The 19,159-nt window shown below is 50.4% G+C and carries 19 protein-coding genes and 1 pseudogene; 9 read left to right on the top strand and 11 right to left on the bottom strand.

The features are described 5' to 3' along the window. Positions 1-70 precede the first annotated feature (70 nt). Positions 71-1,069 (bottom strand): hypothetical protein, encoded by a 999-nt coding sequence (locus ACSPJT_RS04055; protein WP_435895090.1) that lies wholly within the window; start codon positions 1,067-1,069, stop codon positions 71-73. After that, on the bottom strand, positions 1,035-1,973 hold the full coding sequence (locus ACSPJT_RS04050) for a type I phosphomannose isomerase catalytic subunit (protein ID WP_435895089.1): 939 nt from the start codon (positions 1,971-1,973) through the stop codon (positions 1,035-1,037). The genes ACSPJT_RS04055 and ACSPJT_RS04050 overlap by 35 nt, the downstream gene beginning before the upstream one ends. Positions 1,974-2,062: 89 nt before the next feature. Between ACSPJT_RS04050 and ACSPJT_RS04045 the strand changes: the two genes are divergently transcribed. Together ACSPJT_RS04045 and ilvE are read left to right on the top strand one after the other, a co-directional pair. Continuing rightward, positions 2,063-2,743, top strand: coding sequence for an ABC transporter ATP-binding protein (locus tag ACSPJT_RS04045; RefSeq protein WP_435895088.1), 681 nt, complete (start codon positions 2,063-2,065; stop codon positions 2,741-2,743). A 65-nt stretch (positions 2,744-2,808) separates the two neighbouring features. Next, positions 2,809-3,690, top strand: coding sequence for a branched-chain-amino-acid transaminase (gene ilvE / locus ACSPJT_RS04040; protein WP_435895087.1), 882 nt, complete (start codon positions 2,809-2,811; stop codon positions 3,688-3,690). A 76-nt stretch (positions 3,691-3,766) separates the two neighbouring features. Here the strand turns inward: ilvE and ACSPJT_RS04035 are convergent, their stop codons facing one another. Both ACSPJT_RS04035 and ACSPJT_RS04030 read right to left on the bottom strand, forming a co-directional pair. Beyond that, positions 3,767-3,931: a transport-associated protein gene (locus tag ACSPJT_RS04035; protein WP_435895086.1), complete on the bottom strand. Its 165-nt coding sequence runs from the start codon at positions 3,929-3,931 to the stop codon at positions 3,767-3,769. Between the two features lie 101 nt (positions 3,932-4,032). Beyond that, a complete protein-coding gene (locus ACSPJT_RS04030; RefSeq protein ID WP_435895085.1) occupies positions 4,033-5,343 on the bottom strand; it encodes a DUF2254 domain-containing protein in 1,311 nt (436 codons plus the stop codon). A gap of 100 nt (positions 5,344-5,443) precedes the next feature. Here ACSPJT_RS04030 and ACSPJT_RS04025 point away from each other — a divergent pair, with 100 nt between their 5' ends. The 4 genes from ACSPJT_RS04025 (at position 5,444) to ACSPJT_RS04010 (ending at position 10,843) form a co-directional block, all read left to right on the top strand. Further along, on the top strand, positions 5,444-6,268 hold the full coding sequence (locus tag ACSPJT_RS04025; protein ID WP_435895084.1) for a polyphosphate kinase 2 family protein: 825 nt from the start codon (positions 5,444-5,446) through the stop codon (positions 6,266-6,268). Continuing rightward, positions 6,268-6,693 (top strand): secondary thiamine-phosphate synthase enzyme YjbQ, encoded by a 426-nt coding sequence (locus ACSPJT_RS04020; protein ID WP_435895083.1) that lies wholly within the window; start codon positions 6,268-6,270, stop codon positions 6,691-6,693. Before ACSPJT_RS04025 ends, ACSPJT_RS04020 begins: the two co-directional genes overlap by 1 nt. Before the next feature lie 110 nt (positions 6,694-6,803). Next, entirely contained in the window at positions 6,804-9,011 is a 2,208-nt protein-coding gene (locus tag ACSPJT_RS04015; protein WP_435895082.1) for a bifunctional alpha,alpha-trehalose-phosphate synthase (UDP-forming)/trehalose-phosphatase, read from the top strand. Beyond that, positions 9,008-10,843: a glycoside hydrolase family 15 protein gene (locus tag ACSPJT_RS04010; protein ID WP_435895081.1), complete on the top strand. Its 1,836-nt coding sequence runs from the start codon at positions 9,008-9,010 to the stop codon at positions 10,841-10,843. Before ACSPJT_RS04015 ends, ACSPJT_RS04010 begins: the two co-directional genes overlap by 4 nt. Positions 10,844-11,044: 201 nt before the next feature. Here the strand turns inward: ACSPJT_RS04010 and ACSPJT_RS04005 are convergent, their stop codons facing one another. Beyond that, positions 11,045-11,422, bottom strand: a complete 378-nt coding sequence (locus ACSPJT_RS04005; protein ID WP_435895080.1) for a hypothetical protein — start codon at positions 11,420-11,422, stop codon at positions 11,045-11,047. A gap of 170 nt (positions 11,423-11,592) precedes the next feature. After that, a complete protein-coding gene (locus ACSPJT_RS04000; RefSeq protein WP_435895079.1) occupies positions 11,593-11,994 on the bottom strand; it encodes a VOC family protein in 402 nt (133 codons plus the stop codon). 168 nt (positions 11,995-12,162) lie between these two features. Between ACSPJT_RS04000 and ACSPJT_RS03995 the strand changes: the two genes are divergently transcribed. After that, complete coding sequence (locus ACSPJT_RS03995) at positions 12,163-13,569, top strand: sulfatase (protein ID WP_435895078.1); 1,407 nt, start codon at positions 12,163-12,165, stop codon at positions 13,567-13,569. A 31-nt stretch (positions 13,570-13,600) separates the two neighbouring features. Here ACSPJT_RS03995 and ACSPJT_RS03990 read toward each other — a convergent pair whose 3' ends face one another. Both ACSPJT_RS03990 and ACSPJT_RS03985 read right to left on the bottom strand, forming a co-directional pair. Beyond that, the gene (locus tag ACSPJT_RS03990) at positions 13,601-14,317 is read right to left on the bottom strand and encodes an RluA family pseudouridine synthase (RefSeq protein ID WP_435895077.1); all 717 of its coding nucleotides are present in this window, start codon (positions 14,315-14,317) and stop codon (positions 13,601-13,603) included. Positions 14,318-14,458: 141 nt separating this feature from the next. Next, complete coding sequence (locus tag ACSPJT_RS03985) at positions 14,459-15,163, bottom strand: class I SAM-dependent methyltransferase (protein ID WP_435895076.1); 705 nt, start codon at positions 15,161-15,163, stop codon at positions 14,459-14,461. A gap of 161 nt (positions 15,164-15,324) precedes the next feature. Between ACSPJT_RS03985 and ACSPJT_RS03980 the strand changes: the two genes are divergently transcribed. Further along, the gene (locus ACSPJT_RS03980) at positions 15,325-15,882 is read left to right on the top strand and encodes a hypothetical protein (RefSeq protein ID WP_435895075.1); all 558 of its coding nucleotides are present in this window, start codon (positions 15,325-15,327) and stop codon (positions 15,880-15,882) included. Between the two features lie 79 nt (positions 15,883-15,961). Here ACSPJT_RS03980 and ACSPJT_RS03975 read toward each other — a convergent pair whose 3' ends face one another. From ACSPJT_RS03975 to ACSPJT_RS03965, 3 genes are all read right to left on the bottom strand, one after another. Next, on the bottom strand, positions 15,962-17,023 hold the full coding sequence (locus ACSPJT_RS03975) for an alkaline phosphatase D family protein (protein ID WP_435895074.1): 1,062 nt from the start codon (positions 17,021-17,023) through the stop codon (positions 15,962-15,964). Between the two features lie 280 nt (positions 17,024-17,303). Next, on the bottom strand, positions 17,304-17,867 hold the full coding sequence (locus ACSPJT_RS03970) for a hypothetical protein (RefSeq protein ID WP_435895073.1): 564 nt from the start codon (positions 17,865-17,867) through the stop codon (positions 17,304-17,306). Positions 17,868-17,944: 77 nt separating this feature from the next. After that, positions 17,945-18,727 (bottom strand): hypothetical protein, encoded by a 783-nt coding sequence (locus tag ACSPJT_RS03965; protein ID WP_435895072.1) that lies wholly within the window; start codon positions 18,725-18,727, stop codon positions 17,945-17,947. Positions 18,728-18,983: 256 nt separating this feature from the next. On the opposite strand from ACSPJT_RS03965, the pseudogene ACSPJT_RS03960 reads away from it, so the two are divergent. Continuing rightward, positions 18,984-19,136 (top strand): annotated as a pseudogene (locus tag ACSPJT_RS03960) (tyrosine-type recombinase/integrase); the annotation flags it as partial. Positions 19,137-19,159: the final 23 nt, after the last annotated feature.

Below are 19,159 nucleotides of genomic sequence, written 5' to 3'. Positions count from 1 at the left end.
GGCGATTAGCTATCAGAGAATCGATGAGAAAATCGGGTGAAATTTATAACGAAAAGCCAGAGTAGTATGATTATTCCGAGGTAAACTTGAGCCTCAAGCCACGAGGTCGCCAGTAGTCGATAATGCGCTGTTGGAGTTTTTTCCGTTCAGCCAAGGGGATTAGGGTAGTTTCGGCATCGGCTTCCGGAGGCCGTTTTTGCCTTTGTTCGAGGAATTGGCGAGTGGCTGTGCGCCGTTTTTCGCCACCATGGAAGAGAGTGTGCACGATCAGGAGCGATGTGGCGTAGCTGCGGTAGTGGTTTTCGATCTGGCCTTGCTCGATCCGTTCCTGCCAATCCTTTGCCGTCAGTGACATGGTTTCGGCGATGCCGGGGAGGAGGATTTCTTCCTTGTCGTTGGGGAGTCCGGATTTGATCCGTCTGCGGATGGAGGAACTGATGTTGGAAAACTGGTAGGCGCCCTTATTTTCATGCATCGCGGCGATGTATTCGGCTACACCCTCGGTGAACCACGTCGGCAGATAAGCCAGGTCACGATGCATGCAGAGGTGGGTGAACTCGTGCACTAACAAGTTATAGTCTGCCTTCGGTGGTAACTTGCTGCCGGCAGGTGGGGGAGGATTGAGAAAGGTGTCCGCGCGCAGCATAATCGCCTGTTTTCTACCGCTGTAGTATCCGGCTGCGCCTTGAGCCCCACCAGCGGCGACGAAGCTCTCCTCATCAGGATAAATCAGAACCTTGGCTCGATCACTCTCGGGCATGCCCAACAATGGCAGTGGTATCCGCTTGAGCACACTGGGCACTGATTCGGCCGTGGTGGCAAAGAGACCAAGATTCCGCTCGTTCAGTGCGGTGGGGGACTGGAGTTCAAAGTTCTTGGTGTGGTAAACAAAGGGGCGATCGTTATCGCCTTTTTGCACCAGAATGATTTTCGCCTCACCTGCTGGCTTGAACGATTTGGGCCATGTTAGAGGCTTGGCTTTTTGCGCGTGGGCAATCGGCAAAAACAGTAGAGAAACAGCGATAAGCCCTATGTTAGCGAGGAATCGTGGTCTGGAGTATTGAGGCATCTTCACTGGCGGTCAAAGGGGCTGCGGCGCGCGGCATGAGCAGGAAATCTCCAGCTACATACTTGCGGCCATCGGCTGACTCTAGCGCACCATCGACCACGGTCACAATGGAAAACCTTTCAGGGTCCGGATTTCCCACACTGGCTCCGACGCGAAGTTTTAGTCGATCCACTTGGAAATACGGACAGGTTGCGAGTGTATTACCGTTCGGTTTATCCATGCTGGGCTCGCTGTCTGTGAAATCGATGCAGCGCATGGATTCCCCGACGTGCAGCTGGCGAGGTTGGCCATCAAGCCCCATCCGATTCCAATCGAATACCCGATAAGTCGTGTCCGAGTTCTGTTGGATTTCGTAGATTAGCAGTCCAGCACCTATCGCGTGCAATCGGCCGGACGGTATGAAGATCGAATCCCCGGCTTTGGGTGTAATGGCATGCACGACTTGATCAACCGTGCCATTTTCGATCGCTTGTTGGAAATCATCGCGGCTGATTTCTTCTTTCATCCCCACGTAGAGTTTGGCTCCCGGATCGGCATCCGCGATGTACCACATTTCCGTTTTAGGCTCTCCGCCCAGCTCCGGCGCAATATCTGCAGGGGGGTGAACTTGAATCGAGAGATCGTCACGGGCATCGAGGATTTTGATGAGGAGAGGGAAACATTCCTCGTCCTCGAATCCTACACCGAAAATCTCCTCACGTTTTTCCTGCCACAGCTGACCAAGCGTCATTCCCTCTAACGGTCCGTGATTGACTACAGATTGCTCATCAGGCCGATCAGTCATTTCCCAGGATTCACCGAAGGGGGTGTTTGGTGCCGGTAATGTCCGATTATAAACCTGCTCCAGTTCGCGTCCGCCCCAGACGCGTTCCATGTAGAGCGGAGTGAATGTAATGACCTGCATGGCATTAGAAATACTCAGACGCAGGTAAATTTCGATGATTTCTTGAGAAAAAAATTCGCTTCCGATGTCGGATCGACTAGGGGTAGGGCATGAGCAACGGCGCGAATAGCGAGGCATGGATCAAAGCGGAAAATCTGCATCGCGGATACTCAGTGGGCAAAAAACGCGTGGAGGTGCTGCATGGGATTAATCTGGAAATTAATCGTGGCGAAAAAATCTTTCTTTGCGGACCTAGCGGTGCGGGAAAAACTACCCTCATGTATATTCTAGCAGGTTTGGAACGACCTGAAGAAGGAACTGTCTGGATCGATGGAGTTAACCTTTACGCCCAATCGCGCCGGCAGCAGGCCCGCATTCGGAATCAGCGGATGTCGTATATTTTCCAAAACTACTACCTGATGCCGGAACTGACCGCCTTGGAAAATGTCATGGTCCCCGCGATGATCGGCGGTAAGGACCTCACCAAGAAAGCTGAGGAATCGCTGGATCGAGTGGGACTGAGCAAGCGCATTGACCACCTTCCTGCGGAACTGAGTGGTGGTGAGCAGCAGCGTGTGGCGATCGCGCGTGCGCTGGTGAATTCACCGCAGATCATTTTTGCCGATGAACCTACTGGAAACCTCGACTCACGTAATGGCTCTCAAGTCATGGACATGCTGATCAACCTGACCAAGGAGGACGATGTCACTCTGGTGGTGGTCACCCACGATGAAAGTCTGGCCACCCATGGCGATCGGAAATTGATTGTCAAAGATGGTGTCATCGCATGAAAAAAGGCGTGTTCAAGCGCGATCAATCGTGCTTTAACCGCGCCAGCAAACTTTCCAGAACTACTATGAGTGACTCTAAAAAAATTTGGCTCGATGGTGAACTCGTCGATGAAGCAGCCGCTAAGATCTCTGTCTTCGACCACGGCCTGTTATACGGCGACGGCATATTCGAAGGTATCCGTTTCTACAATGGCCGAGTGTTCCGCCTTGAAGAGCACATCGATCGTCTGTTTCTCTCCGCGAAGGCCATTCTTCTCAAGATGCCTTGGACCCAGAGCGAAGTTTGCGACATCGTCTGCGAAACCATCCGTGCCAATGGCCTGACCGATGGCTATGTTAGATTGGTAGTGACTCGTGGCAGTGGTGGACTTGGGCTGAACCCTTACCTTTGCCCAACACCTTCGATGTTCTGCATCGCCGCCTCCATTCAGCTCTATCCTGAGGAGCACTATGAAAAAGGTCTGGAGCTCATTACTTGCGCCACACGCCGTCCAAGCCACGCAACACTTTCTCCACAGGTCAAGTCTCTGAACTACCTGAACAACGTCATGGCCAAGGTGGAATGCATCAAGGCTGGTGTGATGGAAGGGCTGATGCTCAATGAAGAGGGAACCGTGGCCGAGTGCACCGGAGACACCATCTTCATCGTGAAAAACGGCGTGGTTATTACGCCCAAAATCTCCGACGGCGCGCTGGACGGCATCACCCGCGCGGTGATCTTTGACCTCTGCGAGCGTCAGGACATCGATATCATTGAAGACACGCTTACCCGTTATGATGTGTACACCTCTGACGAATGTTTCCTCACCGGCACTGCGGCGGAAGTCATTCCTGTGGTAAAAGTTGACGACCGTGAAATCGGTGACGGCACTCCGGGTGACATCTTCAAAGAACTCCTCAAAGGATTCCGCGAAGAAGCCGCGAACACCGGTGTCGAAATCGGATAAATATCAATTTCTCCCAACAAGAAAACCCAGATCCACGATATCGTGCGACCTGGGTTTTTTGGTAGAGTCTGTTGGATTATCGGTCAGTGGCGTCTTCGATTTTATCGCCAGCTTTCTCGATAGATTTATCGATTTTCTCACCTGCCTTTTCAGCCGGGCCTTTTTTCTCACACGCTGAGAATGCAAAAAGGCCGGCGGCTCCAAGGAGAATGAGGAACAATGGTTTGATGGTGTTTTTCATGGGTTGTTGGTTAGTTGTTTGACGGCATGATGGTTGTTCATCATGCAACAGGCCAAACTCGGCTAGGAATCGTAATTCGTCAACTGGTCGACGTTATTTCCTTAATCATCGTCATTGGAAAAAATGTCATATCGCTCCATGAAGTCGGCTAGATCATCCTGATTGGTGTAGCAGTTTTCCACATCGTGTTTCAATAGGTCGGCATGACGTTTGAGCTCGGTAGCAAACTCAGGGGAAATGGCGCGCTCTTTCAGTCTAGCCAAGGTGTCGATCAGGGTAATACTCACTGACTCGACGTTACGTGAGTTCTGGCGGATTTGATTGAATGCCGCATCCAAGAATCCCGCATAGGTGTATGTCTGGGTGGCGATACGCAGTTTACCCTCATCATCGTGGATAACCCCGCCGGGTAGACCTCTTTCATCCAGTTCTGCTAACATGCCCCCGAGAATTCTGATGCAATTGATCGCAGTGAAGGGGTCATTGATCCCACTCGATAGGGCTCGGACGGCAACTTCGACTAACTGATCAACGGCGAATTCGGCATCTTGGTCATCGGTGCGTTCGGAACCTAACAACAGTGCGGATTTGACATCATCCTCGACATCCTCCCATGTCTCACCACTTTGCCATAGCAGAGCGACTTCTTGCCCAGGTAAGACATAGTCGCCAGGCTTGAAATGAATGCGCAGCACCGCATCGTGTTCAGTGGCCTGTTTCAGCAGAGGCTCGATATTGATGGCTTGGATAAAACCTCGATGGTCTATTTTAACGGATACTGGGTTTTCCAGTCCTTGAGGTATGGTGCCTGGTTTGACGGCATCTCGTTGTTCCTTTGATAAGGCGCTCAAGGGGAACAGAACTTCCAATGTTTTATACAACCGTGAAGCGACGTCATTGATGACCTGAGAGGCCTGTAGGAAAGTAGTGACGTGGTTAATGAAAGCAATCAATAAACCGAAACTCAAAACACCGAAAACACCTCCGGCGGTAACAGACACTTGAGGCACCCAGCCATATTCACCATCGCGAATCGTGGCGGCGACCATGAGGCAGTAGATGAAGGTGCCGATATAGCCGCCCAACACCCACTTCGTTTGTGGCTGCCGGATGAAGTTACGCATCAGTCGGGGGCCGTATTGACTGGATGCTGATGAAAGCACCACCATCGTGATAGAGAATACCACACCGGCAACAGTGATCGATGATCCGGCGACCGTAGTTAAAATCGCCCGAGCACCCGCAGCATCGGTTAGTTCCCATTCAAGGGTTCCGTATAATGCCAGATCGAGTTTTTGAGCACCATACCCTGCGAGCATGGCACACACGGCAACCATTCCGGGGATGAACCAGAAGCTCATCTGCATGCGATTGAGAAACCTTGCTATTTGGACTTTCACTTCGGCTAACATGGTGTCGACTCTGGAAAATGTAAAAAAGAATTGATCAGAATGACCAAGTAGGAATCTTTCTACCTTGCTATTGCATACTAGGCTTTGCGAGACTGCTCGTATGCCTGTTCAAGGATCGATCGAAAAATACCGAGTTCCCCCGAAGGAGAAACTGAAACTTTCCAAGCACGAAACCGACGATAAGTCATTGTTTGGTCATGGGGGTAAAGATGACCACGAGCCCTACTTGAATCAGCTTCGAGAAGAGCTGAAACAGCTGCAAAATCTACTCTACGCCGAAAGCAAGCAGCGTGTGTTGGTCGTCATTCAGGCGATGGACACCGGTGGCAAGGATGGCACCGTTAAGAGTGTTTTTTCCAAAGTTGATCCACAAGGGATTCATGTAGAACCCTTCAAGAAGCCATCCGAGGACGAGCTGGCACACGATTTCCTATGGCGCGTTCACAAGAAAGTTCCACGCAATGGACAAATTGTGGTCTTTAACCGCAGTCACTACGAAGACATCATCGCTGTTAGGGTTAAAGAAATTTATCCAAAGGAGGTGTGGAAACCTCGCTACCGGCACATCGTCGAATTTGAACGCATGTTGGCGGAGGAAGGCACGACCATCGTCAAGTTGTTCCTGCACATCTCCAAAGACGAACAGAAAGAACGCTTGCAAGCCCGACTCGATAACCCGGCCAAGCACTGGAAATTCAATCCCGACGACCTCAAGGACCGCGCACGCTGGGAAGATTTCATGGAAGTCTACGAAGACCTTATCGAGAAAACCAGCACCGAGCATGCACCGTGGTATGTCATTCCGGCTGACCGGAAATGGTATCGTAACCTCGTGGTTGCCCGCATCATGGTGGACACCCTCAAAGGTCTCGATATGAAGTTCCCGATTTCAGATTGGTTGGCAGAAGATATCACGATCGATTAATGAGTGCGCACTCAGCTGAGTTCACCTTATCGACTCGAGGGAAGGGGACTTATGAAATCACAGACGAGGTGAAATCTGTGGTTGCAGATGCTGGAATCAGCACCGGAACTGCTACCATTTTTGTCCAGCACACCAGTGCCAGTCTGGTGATTATGGAAAATGCCGACCCGAGTGCTCGCACGGACCTGGAGGCCTTTTTTGATCATCTTGTTCCCGAGGATACTCCCTATTTCATACACACCTACGAAGGCCCGGATGATATGCCGTCGCACATTCGGATGGCACTCACACGCAGTAGCGAAGTGATTCCGGTGATCAACGGGCGGATGACTCTTGGCACTTGGCAAGGGATCTTCCTCTTTGAACACCGCTATGCTCCTCACACCCGTAGAATCAGTATCGTGGTGCAGGGTGAGTCTTCCTAACAACTTGTTCAAATGGACGAGTAATACTCAGGGGGATCATAAAAGTCAGTTTGTCAGAATAACTCTGAAAGATTCTTGGACAATAAATCCTGCTGCTTCATAGTTGGAGCATGTCGCATTTAACCCTAGTTTCCAATAGACTCCCTATCCGAATCAATGAGGAGGGAGAAGTAGAACGCACAACAGGAGGATTGGCCTCGGCCCTTGCTGGTGCAGGTATTCCCGGTGATTACACTTGGATCGGTTGGGGAGGCATCAACGAAGAGGAAATTGAGGATCAAGATGCTTACATAAAAAAGCTCAACGATGTCGGCGTGCAGCCGGTGATTCTAAAGACGGAAGAATTCGAGGCTTATTACGAGGGGTATTCGAACTCCACACTTTGGCCGATGTTGCATTACATGAAAGGTCGGGCTAAGTTCGACCCTGAGTGGATCAATGGCTACCGCGCCGTAAACAAAAAATTCGCAGAGGTCATCGCGAAGGCTGCCGATAAAGACGGCCAAGTGTGGATCCATGATTACCATCTGCTGTTACTGCCCAAAATGCTGCGTGAATTGCGGCCAGATATAAAGATCGGTTTTTTCCTGCATACACCTTGGCCATCCAGTGAAATCATTCGCGCGCTTCCTGAACGGAATGAAATTCTTGAAGGTCTGTTAGGATGTGATGTGATCGGTTTCCACACCTATAACTACCTGCGCCATTTCAATTCCTGCTTGCTCCGTATTTTGGGCATCGAAGGAGAGGCTGAAGGATTGTGGCACGGTGATCGCATGGTGCGCATGGGTGTTTATCCCATCGGTCATAACAGCACCGGTTTCCATGAGGCGATGCAAAGCAAAACCTACAAAGAAGCGTTAGAACTCCACAAGGAACGACTCGCAGGTGGTAAGCTGATCCTCAGTGTTGAGCGATTGGATTATACCAAAGGTGTGCCGGAAAAACTCGAAGCCATCCGTCAATTTCTCCGCCAAAATCCTGAGCAACGCAGCCAGGTGAATTTCGTCATCATCGCTGTGCCATCGCGTGTGGGTGTGGAGGAATACAATATGTTAGCTGAAACGGTGCAGCGAGAAGTGGGAGCCATTAACGGTGACTACGGTGAAGTAGGCCACTCACCAGTTCAGTTCCTACACCGTGGATTTCCGATGGAAGAACTCGCAGCGTTCTACGCGCTGGCTGAGGTCTGCATGGTTACCCCCATTATTGACGGCATGAATTTGGTGGCGAAGGAATACATCGATTGTAAAAGGAAAAAATACAACGCCCGAGCCGGTGTTCTCATTCTCAGTGAGTTTGCCGGTGCCGCGCAAGAGATGTCCCATTCCCTTCTGATTAACCCTCACGATACCCAAGGTGTGGTCAAAGCGATGGAACAAGCCCTGTCCATGTCCGACGAGGAAATGTGGAGCAGGGTGCGAGCTATGCAAGACCGCTTGGCTCGGAATGATGCCGGTGCTTGGGCGAAGCGTTTCTTGGGCGATCTCACTGAAAGCGGAACAACAGATCACGATCCAGATGCTCACGAGACACTTGCTGAAGTAGAGGAAAACCTAACAAAAAATCTAGCATCTGGACGCAAGGTAGCACTCTTCCTCGATTACGATGGCACCTTACGCGGTTTTGTGGACCGTCCGGAGGATGCTATTCCTGATAAGAGTCTTGTGGATCTTTTAGGTCGACTGGCGGCGCACGATTCATTGCGTCTGGCGGTCATCAGCGGTCGTCCAAAAACATTCTTGGAAAAACACCTCGGACATCTACCAATCGATCTCGTCGCCGAGCATGGTTACTACTGGAAACGCCGTGAGGTAGGGGAGTGGGAGTTGATGAACCCTCATGTGGATAATTCCTGGGTGGACGTCGTCTTGCCTCATCTCGAATGGGCCGTGACGCTGACTCCCGGATCTGAGATCGAGGTGAAGACGTCCTCTGTCGTCTGGCATTATCGCCAGGCGGATCCAGAGTTCGGTTTATGGCGAGCCAAAGGCCTGCTCGATGAGTTGACAGCCATCACCGCAAGCCTCCCGGTTTCCGTTCACCACGGCCAAAAAATCGTCGAGATTGCGAGCCAGATGGTGAACAAGGGGGTAGCCACTGATTTTCTGATGAAAGATTGGAAGCCTGACGTTGCCTTAGCTGCCGGCGATGATCAGACGGATGAGACCATGTTTGCCATCACTCCGGTGTGTGAAGATCATTTTCATACCGTAAAAATCGGAACTGGCTCAACACGTGCTGAGCATAGAACTACCATCGAAGGTCTCCGCAATTTCCTCGAATCTCTCGCAGACACCCTTTCCAACCAATCATGAGCCATCCCAATTCTGATAATTACAACTACGGCGTCATCGGCAACGGCCGCACTTGCGCGCTGATCGACACCGATGCATCTATCGTTTACTGCTGCATGCCGGACTTTGATTCCGGCACCATCTTCGCCTCCATCCTCGATCCCTACGTCGGCGGCGAGATGGGCATTTCCATGGACGACGGTGAGGCTGTTAGCCAAGAGTATGAACGCAACACCGGTATTCTCGTCACCCGCTTCAAGGGTGAAAGCGGCGAGTTCGAGGTCATCGATTTCATGGCCCGCTATTCATGGGATGGCCATGCTGGGTCGAAGCACGATGTCTCGAGTGACATCATCCGCGTGCTCAATCCAATCAGTGGAACACCGAAATTGCGTGTGCATTACAATCCTCGGTTAGAATACGGACGCTTCGATACTGAGTCTCATACTTTTGGCGAGAATCGCATCAAGAGCACCACCACTGGTGTGCGCAAAGAAGGCCAGTCAGTTTATGAGTCGTGTTATCTCTACACGGACATGGACACCGAGAAGATACTCGAGTGTGGGGAACATACTCTGGAGAAACAGAATTATCTTCTGATCAGTTATAACGACAAGGTCATGCCACCTGACGCAGATACTGTCGAGCTGATGCTCCAACGCACACGCTCATACTGGTTGCTCTGGACCGCTCGCACCCACCGATGTAACCGATATAGTGAGGAGATCGTCCGCTCGGCAATTACTCTGAAAATGCTCCAGTTCTCACCCACGGGTGCTGTGTTGGCTGCGGGAACTACCTCGCTTCCTGAAACCATCGGGGAGGAACGAAATTGGGATTACCGGTTCTGTTGGATTCGCGATGGATCGATGACCGTCTCCGTGCTGAGAAGATTAGGCCACCCACTGATGGCCGAGCGTTTCATTGATTGGGTGATGAATACCGTTCCCACCAAGGATGATGCCTTGCAGATCATGTATGGGATTCGTGGGGAGAAAACACTGACCGAGGAGGAGCTGGAACACCTGTCCGGCTATCACGGATCTGGTCCAGTGCGCGTGGGAAATGCCGCCTATCATCAGATGCAGCATGATATCTACGGCATTCTCATGGATGTGATCTATCAGGATTTGGAAGGTCGGAAACGGACACCCGAAACGCTCGATCGGATTTGGACCCGTGTCCGCTCCATTGCCAAAACAGTCGGCGAATACTGGCGTGAGCCGGATCGTGGCATCTGGGAGATTCGTGGCGAGGCCAGACACTTTGTCTTTTCCAAAGTGCTGTGCTGGGTAGCGGTTGATCGCGCCATCAAGGTGGCAAAGATGTTAGGCAAGGATGACTGGGCCAAACAGCACCTAGGTCTGTTAGCCGAGATCAAGGACGACATCATGGAAAAAGGCTGGAACGAGAAAAAACAAGCTTTCACCCAGGCCTACGGTTCTGAAGACCTCGATTCGTCAAATCTGCTGATGGCTGAATATGGATTCATCGACTACAATCATCCCAAGTTCGTCGCCACTGTTGAAAAGAGTGACGAGGATCTGTGCCGTGGTGGGCTTATGTACCGCTACCGGAACCAAGACGACTTCGGTGAGCCGAGCAGTGCCTTCACCGTCTGTTCGTTCTGGATGGTCAAAGCATTGGCCAAGACCGGTAAACGCAAGGAAGCACGGAAGCGCTTTGAAACATTATTGAGCTACGCCAATCCCAAGGGGCTCTATGGCGAGGATCTTGATTTTGAAAGTAAACGCCATCTAGGAAACTTCCCTCAGGCATACAGTCACTTAGCTCTTATCGACTGTGCTCTAGAACTGGCTGAGGATTGTGGCGATTACCTGATCGAGGCGTAAAGGTGCGCGACTTTGCAGACTGCAAAACAAACAAGTGGTCATGATCAATCAAATCCCCCTCAGCATTGGCTGAGGGGGTAATACGACGCACTCAAAATACTAACAGACTATCAGGCGCGTGGCGGGCGAGATCAAAAACGCCCTATTGCATAGCACAAGAGGGCTCTCTGAACGGCTTGGCGTTGTGAGGAAAAGTGAGAGTTACCTCTTCACCAAGTACATGTGCACGTTGCGGCCGTCATAGTTTTTCATAGTACCAGACCACACGATTCTGCCCTTGTTGCGTTGTTTGTAGAGATAAACTTGGGCAGTAGGATACCAACCATCCTTGCGAGGGTTGTAAGTATATTCTTTGAGAGATAATCGGCCCTCTTGGAAATTATTCCCTTGTAGCAGGTAGCGTTTTCCGGTTCTCATGGAAGTATAAGATCCTTTGACTGTGCCGTTTCTGTAATAGGTCAGGCTGGCTCTCAATTCAGACTTACCTACCTTGCCGATGTAGTTGCTAACACTAGCGGAAATAGAAGAGCATGAGAGACAAAGAAACAGGGCGGCTAGAATGGTTAGATGTTTTTTCATAATAGTATGGTGCTAGATGTTTGGAATAGTGATCGAATTAATTTCAGTTATGTAGTGTGCTTATTTCGCGGAAGCAAGTCAACCCTACAGGGTATTAGAAGTAGACCGGTTTGGAAGTTATGTGCCAAGACCAACAGGATACATCAGAATCGCTACACTTGATTGATGGCTTAGCTCGTTGAGTGAAGACCGACCATATTGCCCTCGGTATCCATGACCAATGAGATGAAACCGTATTCGCCGATAGAGAATTTGGGTTTGATCACTTGTCCACCAGCAGTGGCCACACGGCTCTCGTCATCCGCACAATCGAGACATGAGAAATAGACAAGTGTGCCACTGCCGCCCGGCGACATGCCTTCCATCTTGGCCAGGGCACCCGGCGCGCCCGGTGCTTCGCCACCACAGTCATCAGGTGCGAGCATGGGGAAGGCGACCATTTCGACAGATGCATCAGGGCTGGGTAATGGCTCGAGGGTGACATCGAGCATGGTTTCGTAGAATTTCTTGGCTCGGTCCATGTCGGAAACATAGATTTCGAACCAACCGACTGGATTGCGTTCTTTGTTCATAATGTGGATTGAGTTAAATGCCGTCTAACAGAGACGTTAGTAATAGTTGTCTTCCATATAAACGCAAGCGGATGGAGCTGGCACGCTAAAAGTGAGGAGGATAGAAAAAATTGCGGATAGAATCATCATGCTGGACAGACTTTTGGCTCGGTGCAGGATGCTTTCATCATGATTCGATCTCTGCTCATACCCCTCGTTTGCTCCATCAGCAGCCTGGCTGCTGATAAGCCCAATGTGCTATTCATCATCTGTGATGACTTGAACTGTGATTTGGGTAGCTATGGTCACCCACAGGTGAAAACTCCGAACATCGATAAACTCGCCGCACGTGGCACCTTGTTCTCCAATGCTCATTGCCAATACTCGCTTTGCGGCCCGAGCAGAGCATCGTTCATGACCAGTCTTTATCCGGATCAGACACAAATCCGCGGTAACAATATCTTGATCCGGAAAAACACACCCAAGGTGGTCACCATGAGTCAGCTCTTTAAGAATAATGGCTACACCGCCACCCGCATCGGAAAGATCTACCACTACAACGTTCCCAAAGCCATTGGCACCAATGGCCATGATGATCCAGCTTCATGGAGTGATGTGTTCAATCCCATCGGTCGCGACAAGACTGAGGAGAAGAAAATTTTCACCCTCAAGAAAGGGCAATACGGCGCCACTCTGAGCTGGTTGGCGGCCGAGGGGACTGATGAAGAACAGACTGATGGCATCGCTGCCACCGAGGCTGTGGCGAGATTGAAAAAACATGCCGCTGACAAGACTCCATTCTTCATGGCTGTGGGCCTTTACCGTCCTCACACCCCCTTTGTAGCTCCTAAAAAATATTTCGATCTCTATCCGGTAGATCAAATCGAAGTTCCCACTGTGCCGGAAGGATATTTCCAAACCATCCCCAAAGCGGCGGTGAAAACCCTTCAAACTAAGAAGGAACAAATCAATCTCAAGCCGGAACTCGCACGTCAGGCGATCCAAGGCTACCACGCATCTATCAGCTTTGCAGATGCCCAGATCGGCCGAATCCTCGATGCGCTGGAGGAAACCGGATTGGCTAAGAACACCATCGTCGTTTTTACCTCAGACCACGGCTATCACATGGGTGAGCATGGACATTGGCAAAAACGCAGCCTGCTAGACCAAGGCACTCGGGTTCCCTTGATCATCGCTGCTCCCGGTCAGTCCAAGAAGGGGATCAAAACCAACACCCCTGCCGAAATGCTTGATATCTACCCGACCGTCGCCGCCCTAGCCGGACTCACGGCCCCCAGCTACCTCCAAGGCATCAACCAAGCTCCCGTGTTAGATGATCCTGACGCGACTCCGAGAACAAGCGCTCTTACTCAGTTGAATGTAGATGACTTCAGTCTCCGCACCGAGCGCTATCGCTATACTGAATGGAAACAGAAAGACGCTAAAGCCATCGAGTTTTACGATCATCAGACTGATCCCAAGGAAATGAAAAACCTGGCAAAAGACCCCAACTACAAAAAGCAGATCGCAGAATTGGCTGCCATGTTAGAAAAACGGGTCAAAGCTGCGAAACAAACCCCAGCCGGTGTAAAATAATGCGCGAGATCAATCTTCCACTAGGAATCGCTTACGCGTTAGGCCCCTTCATCAAGGCATCAAAATAATGAGGAGCATTGCTTGAAAATGTCATCCATTCTTCGGTGTAGGGATGTTTAATAGTTAGAGAACCTGCGTGTAGCATCAGACGTTTGGTTCCCTTTTCATCTTGGCCGTATTTTTTGTCGCCCACCACGGCATGTCCCTGATCGGATAAATGCACTCTGATTTGGTGCTTTTTCCCTGACATTAACTCAATTTCCAGAAGGCTGTATGCCTTACTTTCTTTGATCACCTTGTAGGCGGTTTTTGCCAGCTTTCCTAAGTCTGAGGACTTCACCGAAACCATTTTATGCACGCCGTTCTCAGCGAGGTAGGATGAAAAAACACCACTCTTCTCAGCGAGATGACCTCGCACCACGGCGAAGTAGGTTTTGTTAAACTCCGCCCACTCTTGCTGCAGCCAGCGTTTCGACTCTTCAGACTTGGCAAAGACCAAGAGGCCAGACGTTTCACGATCAAGACGATGGACGATAAAGACCCGACTCCGCGACTTGGCCTGTCCTTTGCGCACGTAGTCCATCAAATAGGCAAAAGCCGTCCTGTCACTCTCGCGGTCGGTGCTCACTGTTAGGAGTCCGCTTGGTTTGTCCACAACGAGGATATCATGATCCTCATATAAAATCGGCAGACTGCCGGGGTGAAAACGTTTAGGGACCGGCTTGAATGGTTTGGCTTTTTTAGGCATCGGATCTTGGATGAAAGATGAGTGACCGACACCAGCCATGAACAAGAATCCACTCAGCAGGCAAAGGTGATGATGCCTGAACGTAGAGCAAACAGCACACACCTGCCAGCCCAATAGAGAATGATTTGATAGGGGGGCATTTCAGCCCTCGGCCAGCCTGCACAGGTAATGGCCACCTTCTTCAGAACTAAGGAGGTCGGCTTTCCAGCCTGTCTCATCACAAGCTTTGGACAAGGTCTGAAAATCAATGTGCAACCAGTCAAATTGGATGGGAGGCTCGCCGTCATATTCTATCGTGAAGACCTGCTGGCCAGGCAATCGTCCAGACGCCAAATTGCGCTCTCGGTAGACTACGTGCTGAGGGTTCTTGGTCACCCCGACATCGATCGAATCACATACAATCTGACCTCCCGGAGCAATGAGGTTATGTGCGTGCCTAAGGAATTGAAGCAGACCATCAAACGTGGCTGTCATACCGATACCGTTCATCAACATCAGCAGTGTGTCGTATCGCTCGCCAGAGAACGTGAAAATATCGGCAATCACCACATCGGACAATCCACGATCTTTCATGATCGCTTCCATCTCAGGCAGAATGTCCAAAGACGTGACCTTCATGCCTCTCCTTAAAAGTTCCAGCGAGTGCCTTCCTGCAGCACTGCCGACATCGAGAACTCTTCCCCGACATTCATCCAGCGCTCGACTTTCCAATGGTGGAAAATTCTCGCTGTCGAAGAACGGAGCAACCGGAACAGTTTGCTCGTAGCCATCATCACGGCGGATGACAAAAACGGTGTCATGGCAGCCAGAGTGATAGTCAGTAAGCGCGCGAGAAAAGGGGTTCATTCGAATGCGAGATTATATGGTTCAAGCAAATACTAACTCAACCGAATAATCTCAAGTGGAGTCCAAGTGGGGAGGGGAGTCTGTTTCATTTCATAGCTGTAAGATGCCATCGAGAAACCTCGTATTTTGAAATGGGCCTAATTCACGCCCACTACAACCCAATGAAACTTATACTTCCCTCCATCGTCCTCTCCGTTTGCCTCATCGGCTTCAGCAACACCGCCTACGCGAAAAAGCAGAAACCTTCGTCGCCCGATCAAAAAGAGGAATCTTCCAAAGTCTCCAAGCGCCAAGCCCAAAAGGAAAAGGCCAAAAATGCCAACGAAAACAAAGGCAACAAAAAATCCAAGGCCGAAGAAAAAGCCAAGAAGCAAGAAGCTAACGAGAAGGCCCGGGTCGCCGAGAAGGCAGCAGCTCACAAGAAAGCACTCAACGAACAAAAAAAACGCGCGCTCGAAGAACGCAACAAAGCAGCTGAAGCATTAAGGGCTGCCGAGAAAAAAGTCGCGGCCGTGGAAACCGAATTTGATAAACTTGCCGCCGCTGAAAAGAGACAACGCGAAAATGATGAGAAACAAAAAATCCGGCTGGCTGAGAGCCAAGAGAAAGCCGTCATCGAAAACATGAAAAAAGACATCAAGGAGCTCCATCAAGAAGTCGCCAAACTCCAGAAAATGCTGGCCGCAGCAAACAAAAGCACAGCTCAAACAAAGCGATAAGGATAACTAGGAGTGCTGTGGGCGGTAGAATGTGAAATGTTTTTCTTTCTAGTTGCCTACAAGCACTCGCCTACGCTCACTATTTCGAGAAGCTAATGTCTCGAAAGGGGATCGTGAATTCAACACGCTGATTCCCTCGGTGGTCCCATATCTCAGACTTGAGATGAGGGTTATTACCAGAAAGGGAAATGGTCAGCAGTCCGAAATGGTTGTCCATAATAGGGCCCTCAATGCGGTTCTTATTTGGTGTCGCAAATTTCCAGGTTTGTGCGAGCCCACTCGATGTGATGTCGTAAAGTGGGTAGCAGTCCGAGTGCTCGAATTTTGATATTTCCGCGTAGTGAATATCCCCGCTGATGAGAACTAGATGGTTGGCTTGCGTTTTCTTGATCAGTTGAACGAGACGTTCCTGTTCGTGTGGAAAGTTCGCCCATGCTTCGTAGCCATTATACTCAATGCCGAACTGAGTTCCTGAAGCTAGAATGCGACAATCAGCAGGTTTCCTCAGCTCCGCTTCCAGCCACTCCCACTGTTCCGCTCCCAGCAGGGTCTTGGCCGTGTCGGTGTGAGGTATGTATTCCAGTTGATAGAAGTGGCGTCCTCTTAAATTAGTCACCTGCTTCTCCCTGACCAGGTCATCCCTGAAGGTGCGGCAGTCTAGCAGAATGATCTGGACGGTTTTATCTCCGACTTTTGGATAGACTGAATGGTAGATGCCCTTGTGCTGGTATCGCTCAGAGTCTTTGGGCTCTTCGAAAAACTCCAGAAAGATCTCCTTGGAGGCTTCCTTGTGGGGATAGTTTTTCCCAGCATCATTCTGGCCGTAATCGTGATCGTCCCAAACGGCTAAAATATCGGTATGTTTTTTCAGATTTTGGTACGATGGCTGGTTTCCAAGTTTCTGATATTTCTGCCGGAGAATATCCATATTTCCAGTGTCGCCATAGATGTTATCTCCTAGGAAAATGAACACATCAGGCTGATGTTTCACCACGTCATTTAAGATCGGCAAAGGATGGTTCTGATTACCACATGAGCCAAAGGCGAGGGTGAAAGTGGAGTTTGGATCGGTCTTACTCTCCCCGAATACACACGGGCAGATGATGAATGATAGAGCAAAAAACTGTCGTAACGTTTTCATGTTTTTGGAGATGGGTGAGTTCGTCCTACTGCGGAGAGGGTGAAACAGATGTAAGTAGTCAATCGATTAATGTTAGAGCTTGTCTCTGAAATGACCGGAATCTTCGAAACCAGCTTAGAACTGTACCGCACGGGTGACATAGTCTGCAGTGGCTATAGCCTACGCACAGGATCTGTAGTTCCTGTCAGAACATCAAAGCGCACCAACCCCTGACCAGAGGGCGCGCATTGACTGTGGGTTGAGGTTGATATTCATCTGAAAATCGTCGACTCGCGGCGGGTCAGGGGTTGGGTGCCGCGCCTTGTTCTCCCCGTTTTGGATTTTGGCTCGGCCAGTCTACGGCCTCCTCAAAAGTGGTTCGGCGGCGCCTCTTCCTAGGCGTCAGAATCTTTTGGGTTAGCGAAACAACGTTCGACGTATGCAACAGGTTGGCATCTCCCCAATAGCCACGATAGAGGCAAATGAAGAGTGGTCGCTCCGGCGATTCGAGACCTGGGAAGTGTCTTCCGTAGACAACTCCGTGCGTGATATGCCAGACATCCCAGAGCGCCACCTTGTGGTCATCGTAGAGATATTTCGGGTTGGTCGTGGCGCACTCCTGTGTCCAGATCGGAAACTCAACCTCGAAACCAAGGTCTTCGCTGCTGACTGAAATCGCAGCTCCACACGAATTGGGGCGATTGTGGCTGTCATTGTTAATCTCTGGATCGTGCTTGAACGCGATCCATCGAAAATCGACCCCAGCCAATCGAAAGCCTTGGCCTGCCCCGTATCGTGTGATGAAGCGCTCTGTATCGGCCTTGTGAGCATGCGGGAGCATTTCTTGGGAGAACGTCAAAGTCATCTCACACCTGACCGAGGGTGGACTCCGACTGCTGGGTTGATGGTTGAATGGTCATGATGCTTTCGACTCGCCAAGGGTCAGGTGTTGAGATCGACGTCTTGTTCGACCTTTGTTGTCTGTGCCATCTTCGCAGTCTCCTCGAACTGAGCAGCATACTGCAACCACGATATTGCTTTGAGTGAGTTCAGACTCGACGGATAATCAAGATCGTTGCCATGTAAGATAGCATGCCGATTTAGGGAGTCCGCCCTAAAGTCGGGCGAATTGTCGGATGCGGTTAGCGGTAAATCCTCCAGAATCAGTCGCAAGATAGGCTCGTCAATTCCGCGCGGATCAATTCTCTCAATTGCCTCTTGCATCGTCTTCCGGACATTGCCTCGTCGGGTGTAAACTGATACTCCGAGCATCTCACGAGCAATCCCGTCAGCTTGCGCGAGAAACACCGGAACCGAGAGAGCGAAAGATCCGGACTCATGTGCGTCGAATGCGCTTTGCAGGATGGGTGCGCGTCGTGGGTATCGCTCCAATAAGTCCTTGGTAATCTCCCCGTAGATCTCGGTGAAGTGGTGGCACAACTGAGCGTTCCCTTCCTTCTCGTTTCCTGAGCGAAAAAGATCTGCAACCGGGATGAGCGCAGGAAGCGGGGTGTGCCACCATGAAATGAACCATCCGTGACGAGCTAACTCTCTTACATTCTCTGGGAGGGTTTCATTGATGCGCTTGATGCCCGCCGCGATTTTGGCACCCGCCTCAGCAAACTGAGCGTTCACGGCCTTCATGTGCTTCCCTAGATCGGAAAGCGTCTTTCTCATCTCTGGAGAAATCTCGAACTGAGGAGTGTCTCCAAGCGGATGTTTCATTTTTGGTCGAACAGTATAATTAGTTGACTTGATATCGGAACCTTTTGGTTACGATATGATCAGGATACCTTACGCAAGTGTGCGAAAGCCTACAAGTTATAAGAATCGTGATGGGAAAAATTGGGGGTAACAAGGTATTTTTTTGATTTACTTTTTCCGAATATACATATCTCCAGTGTAATTGATATCATGCGCACTCTCGATCGTGATGTCTAACTTTTACGCGAAGTTCCGCGTGATGTATAACATTTTACGCGGTTTTGCCACACATTTGTTAGAGTCAGGTTGTGATTTGCGAACGATTCAGGAGTTACTGGGCCACGGGGATGTGAGGACAACGGAAATCTACACCCACGTGGCCAAAGGCGCGAACGGCTGTGGTGTTAGAAGTCCTTTTGACGAGTGGTGACAGGGCTCAGATTAGGGAGTTGA

This window comes from Oceaniferula spumae, from assembly GCF_042849255.1.
GTDB classification, from domain to species: Bacteria; Verrucomicrobiota; Verrucomicrobiia; order Verrucomicrobiales; family Akkermansiaceae; genus Oceaniferula; species Oceaniferula spumae.
This window is presented reverse-complemented; position numbering and strand designations above follow the sequence as displayed.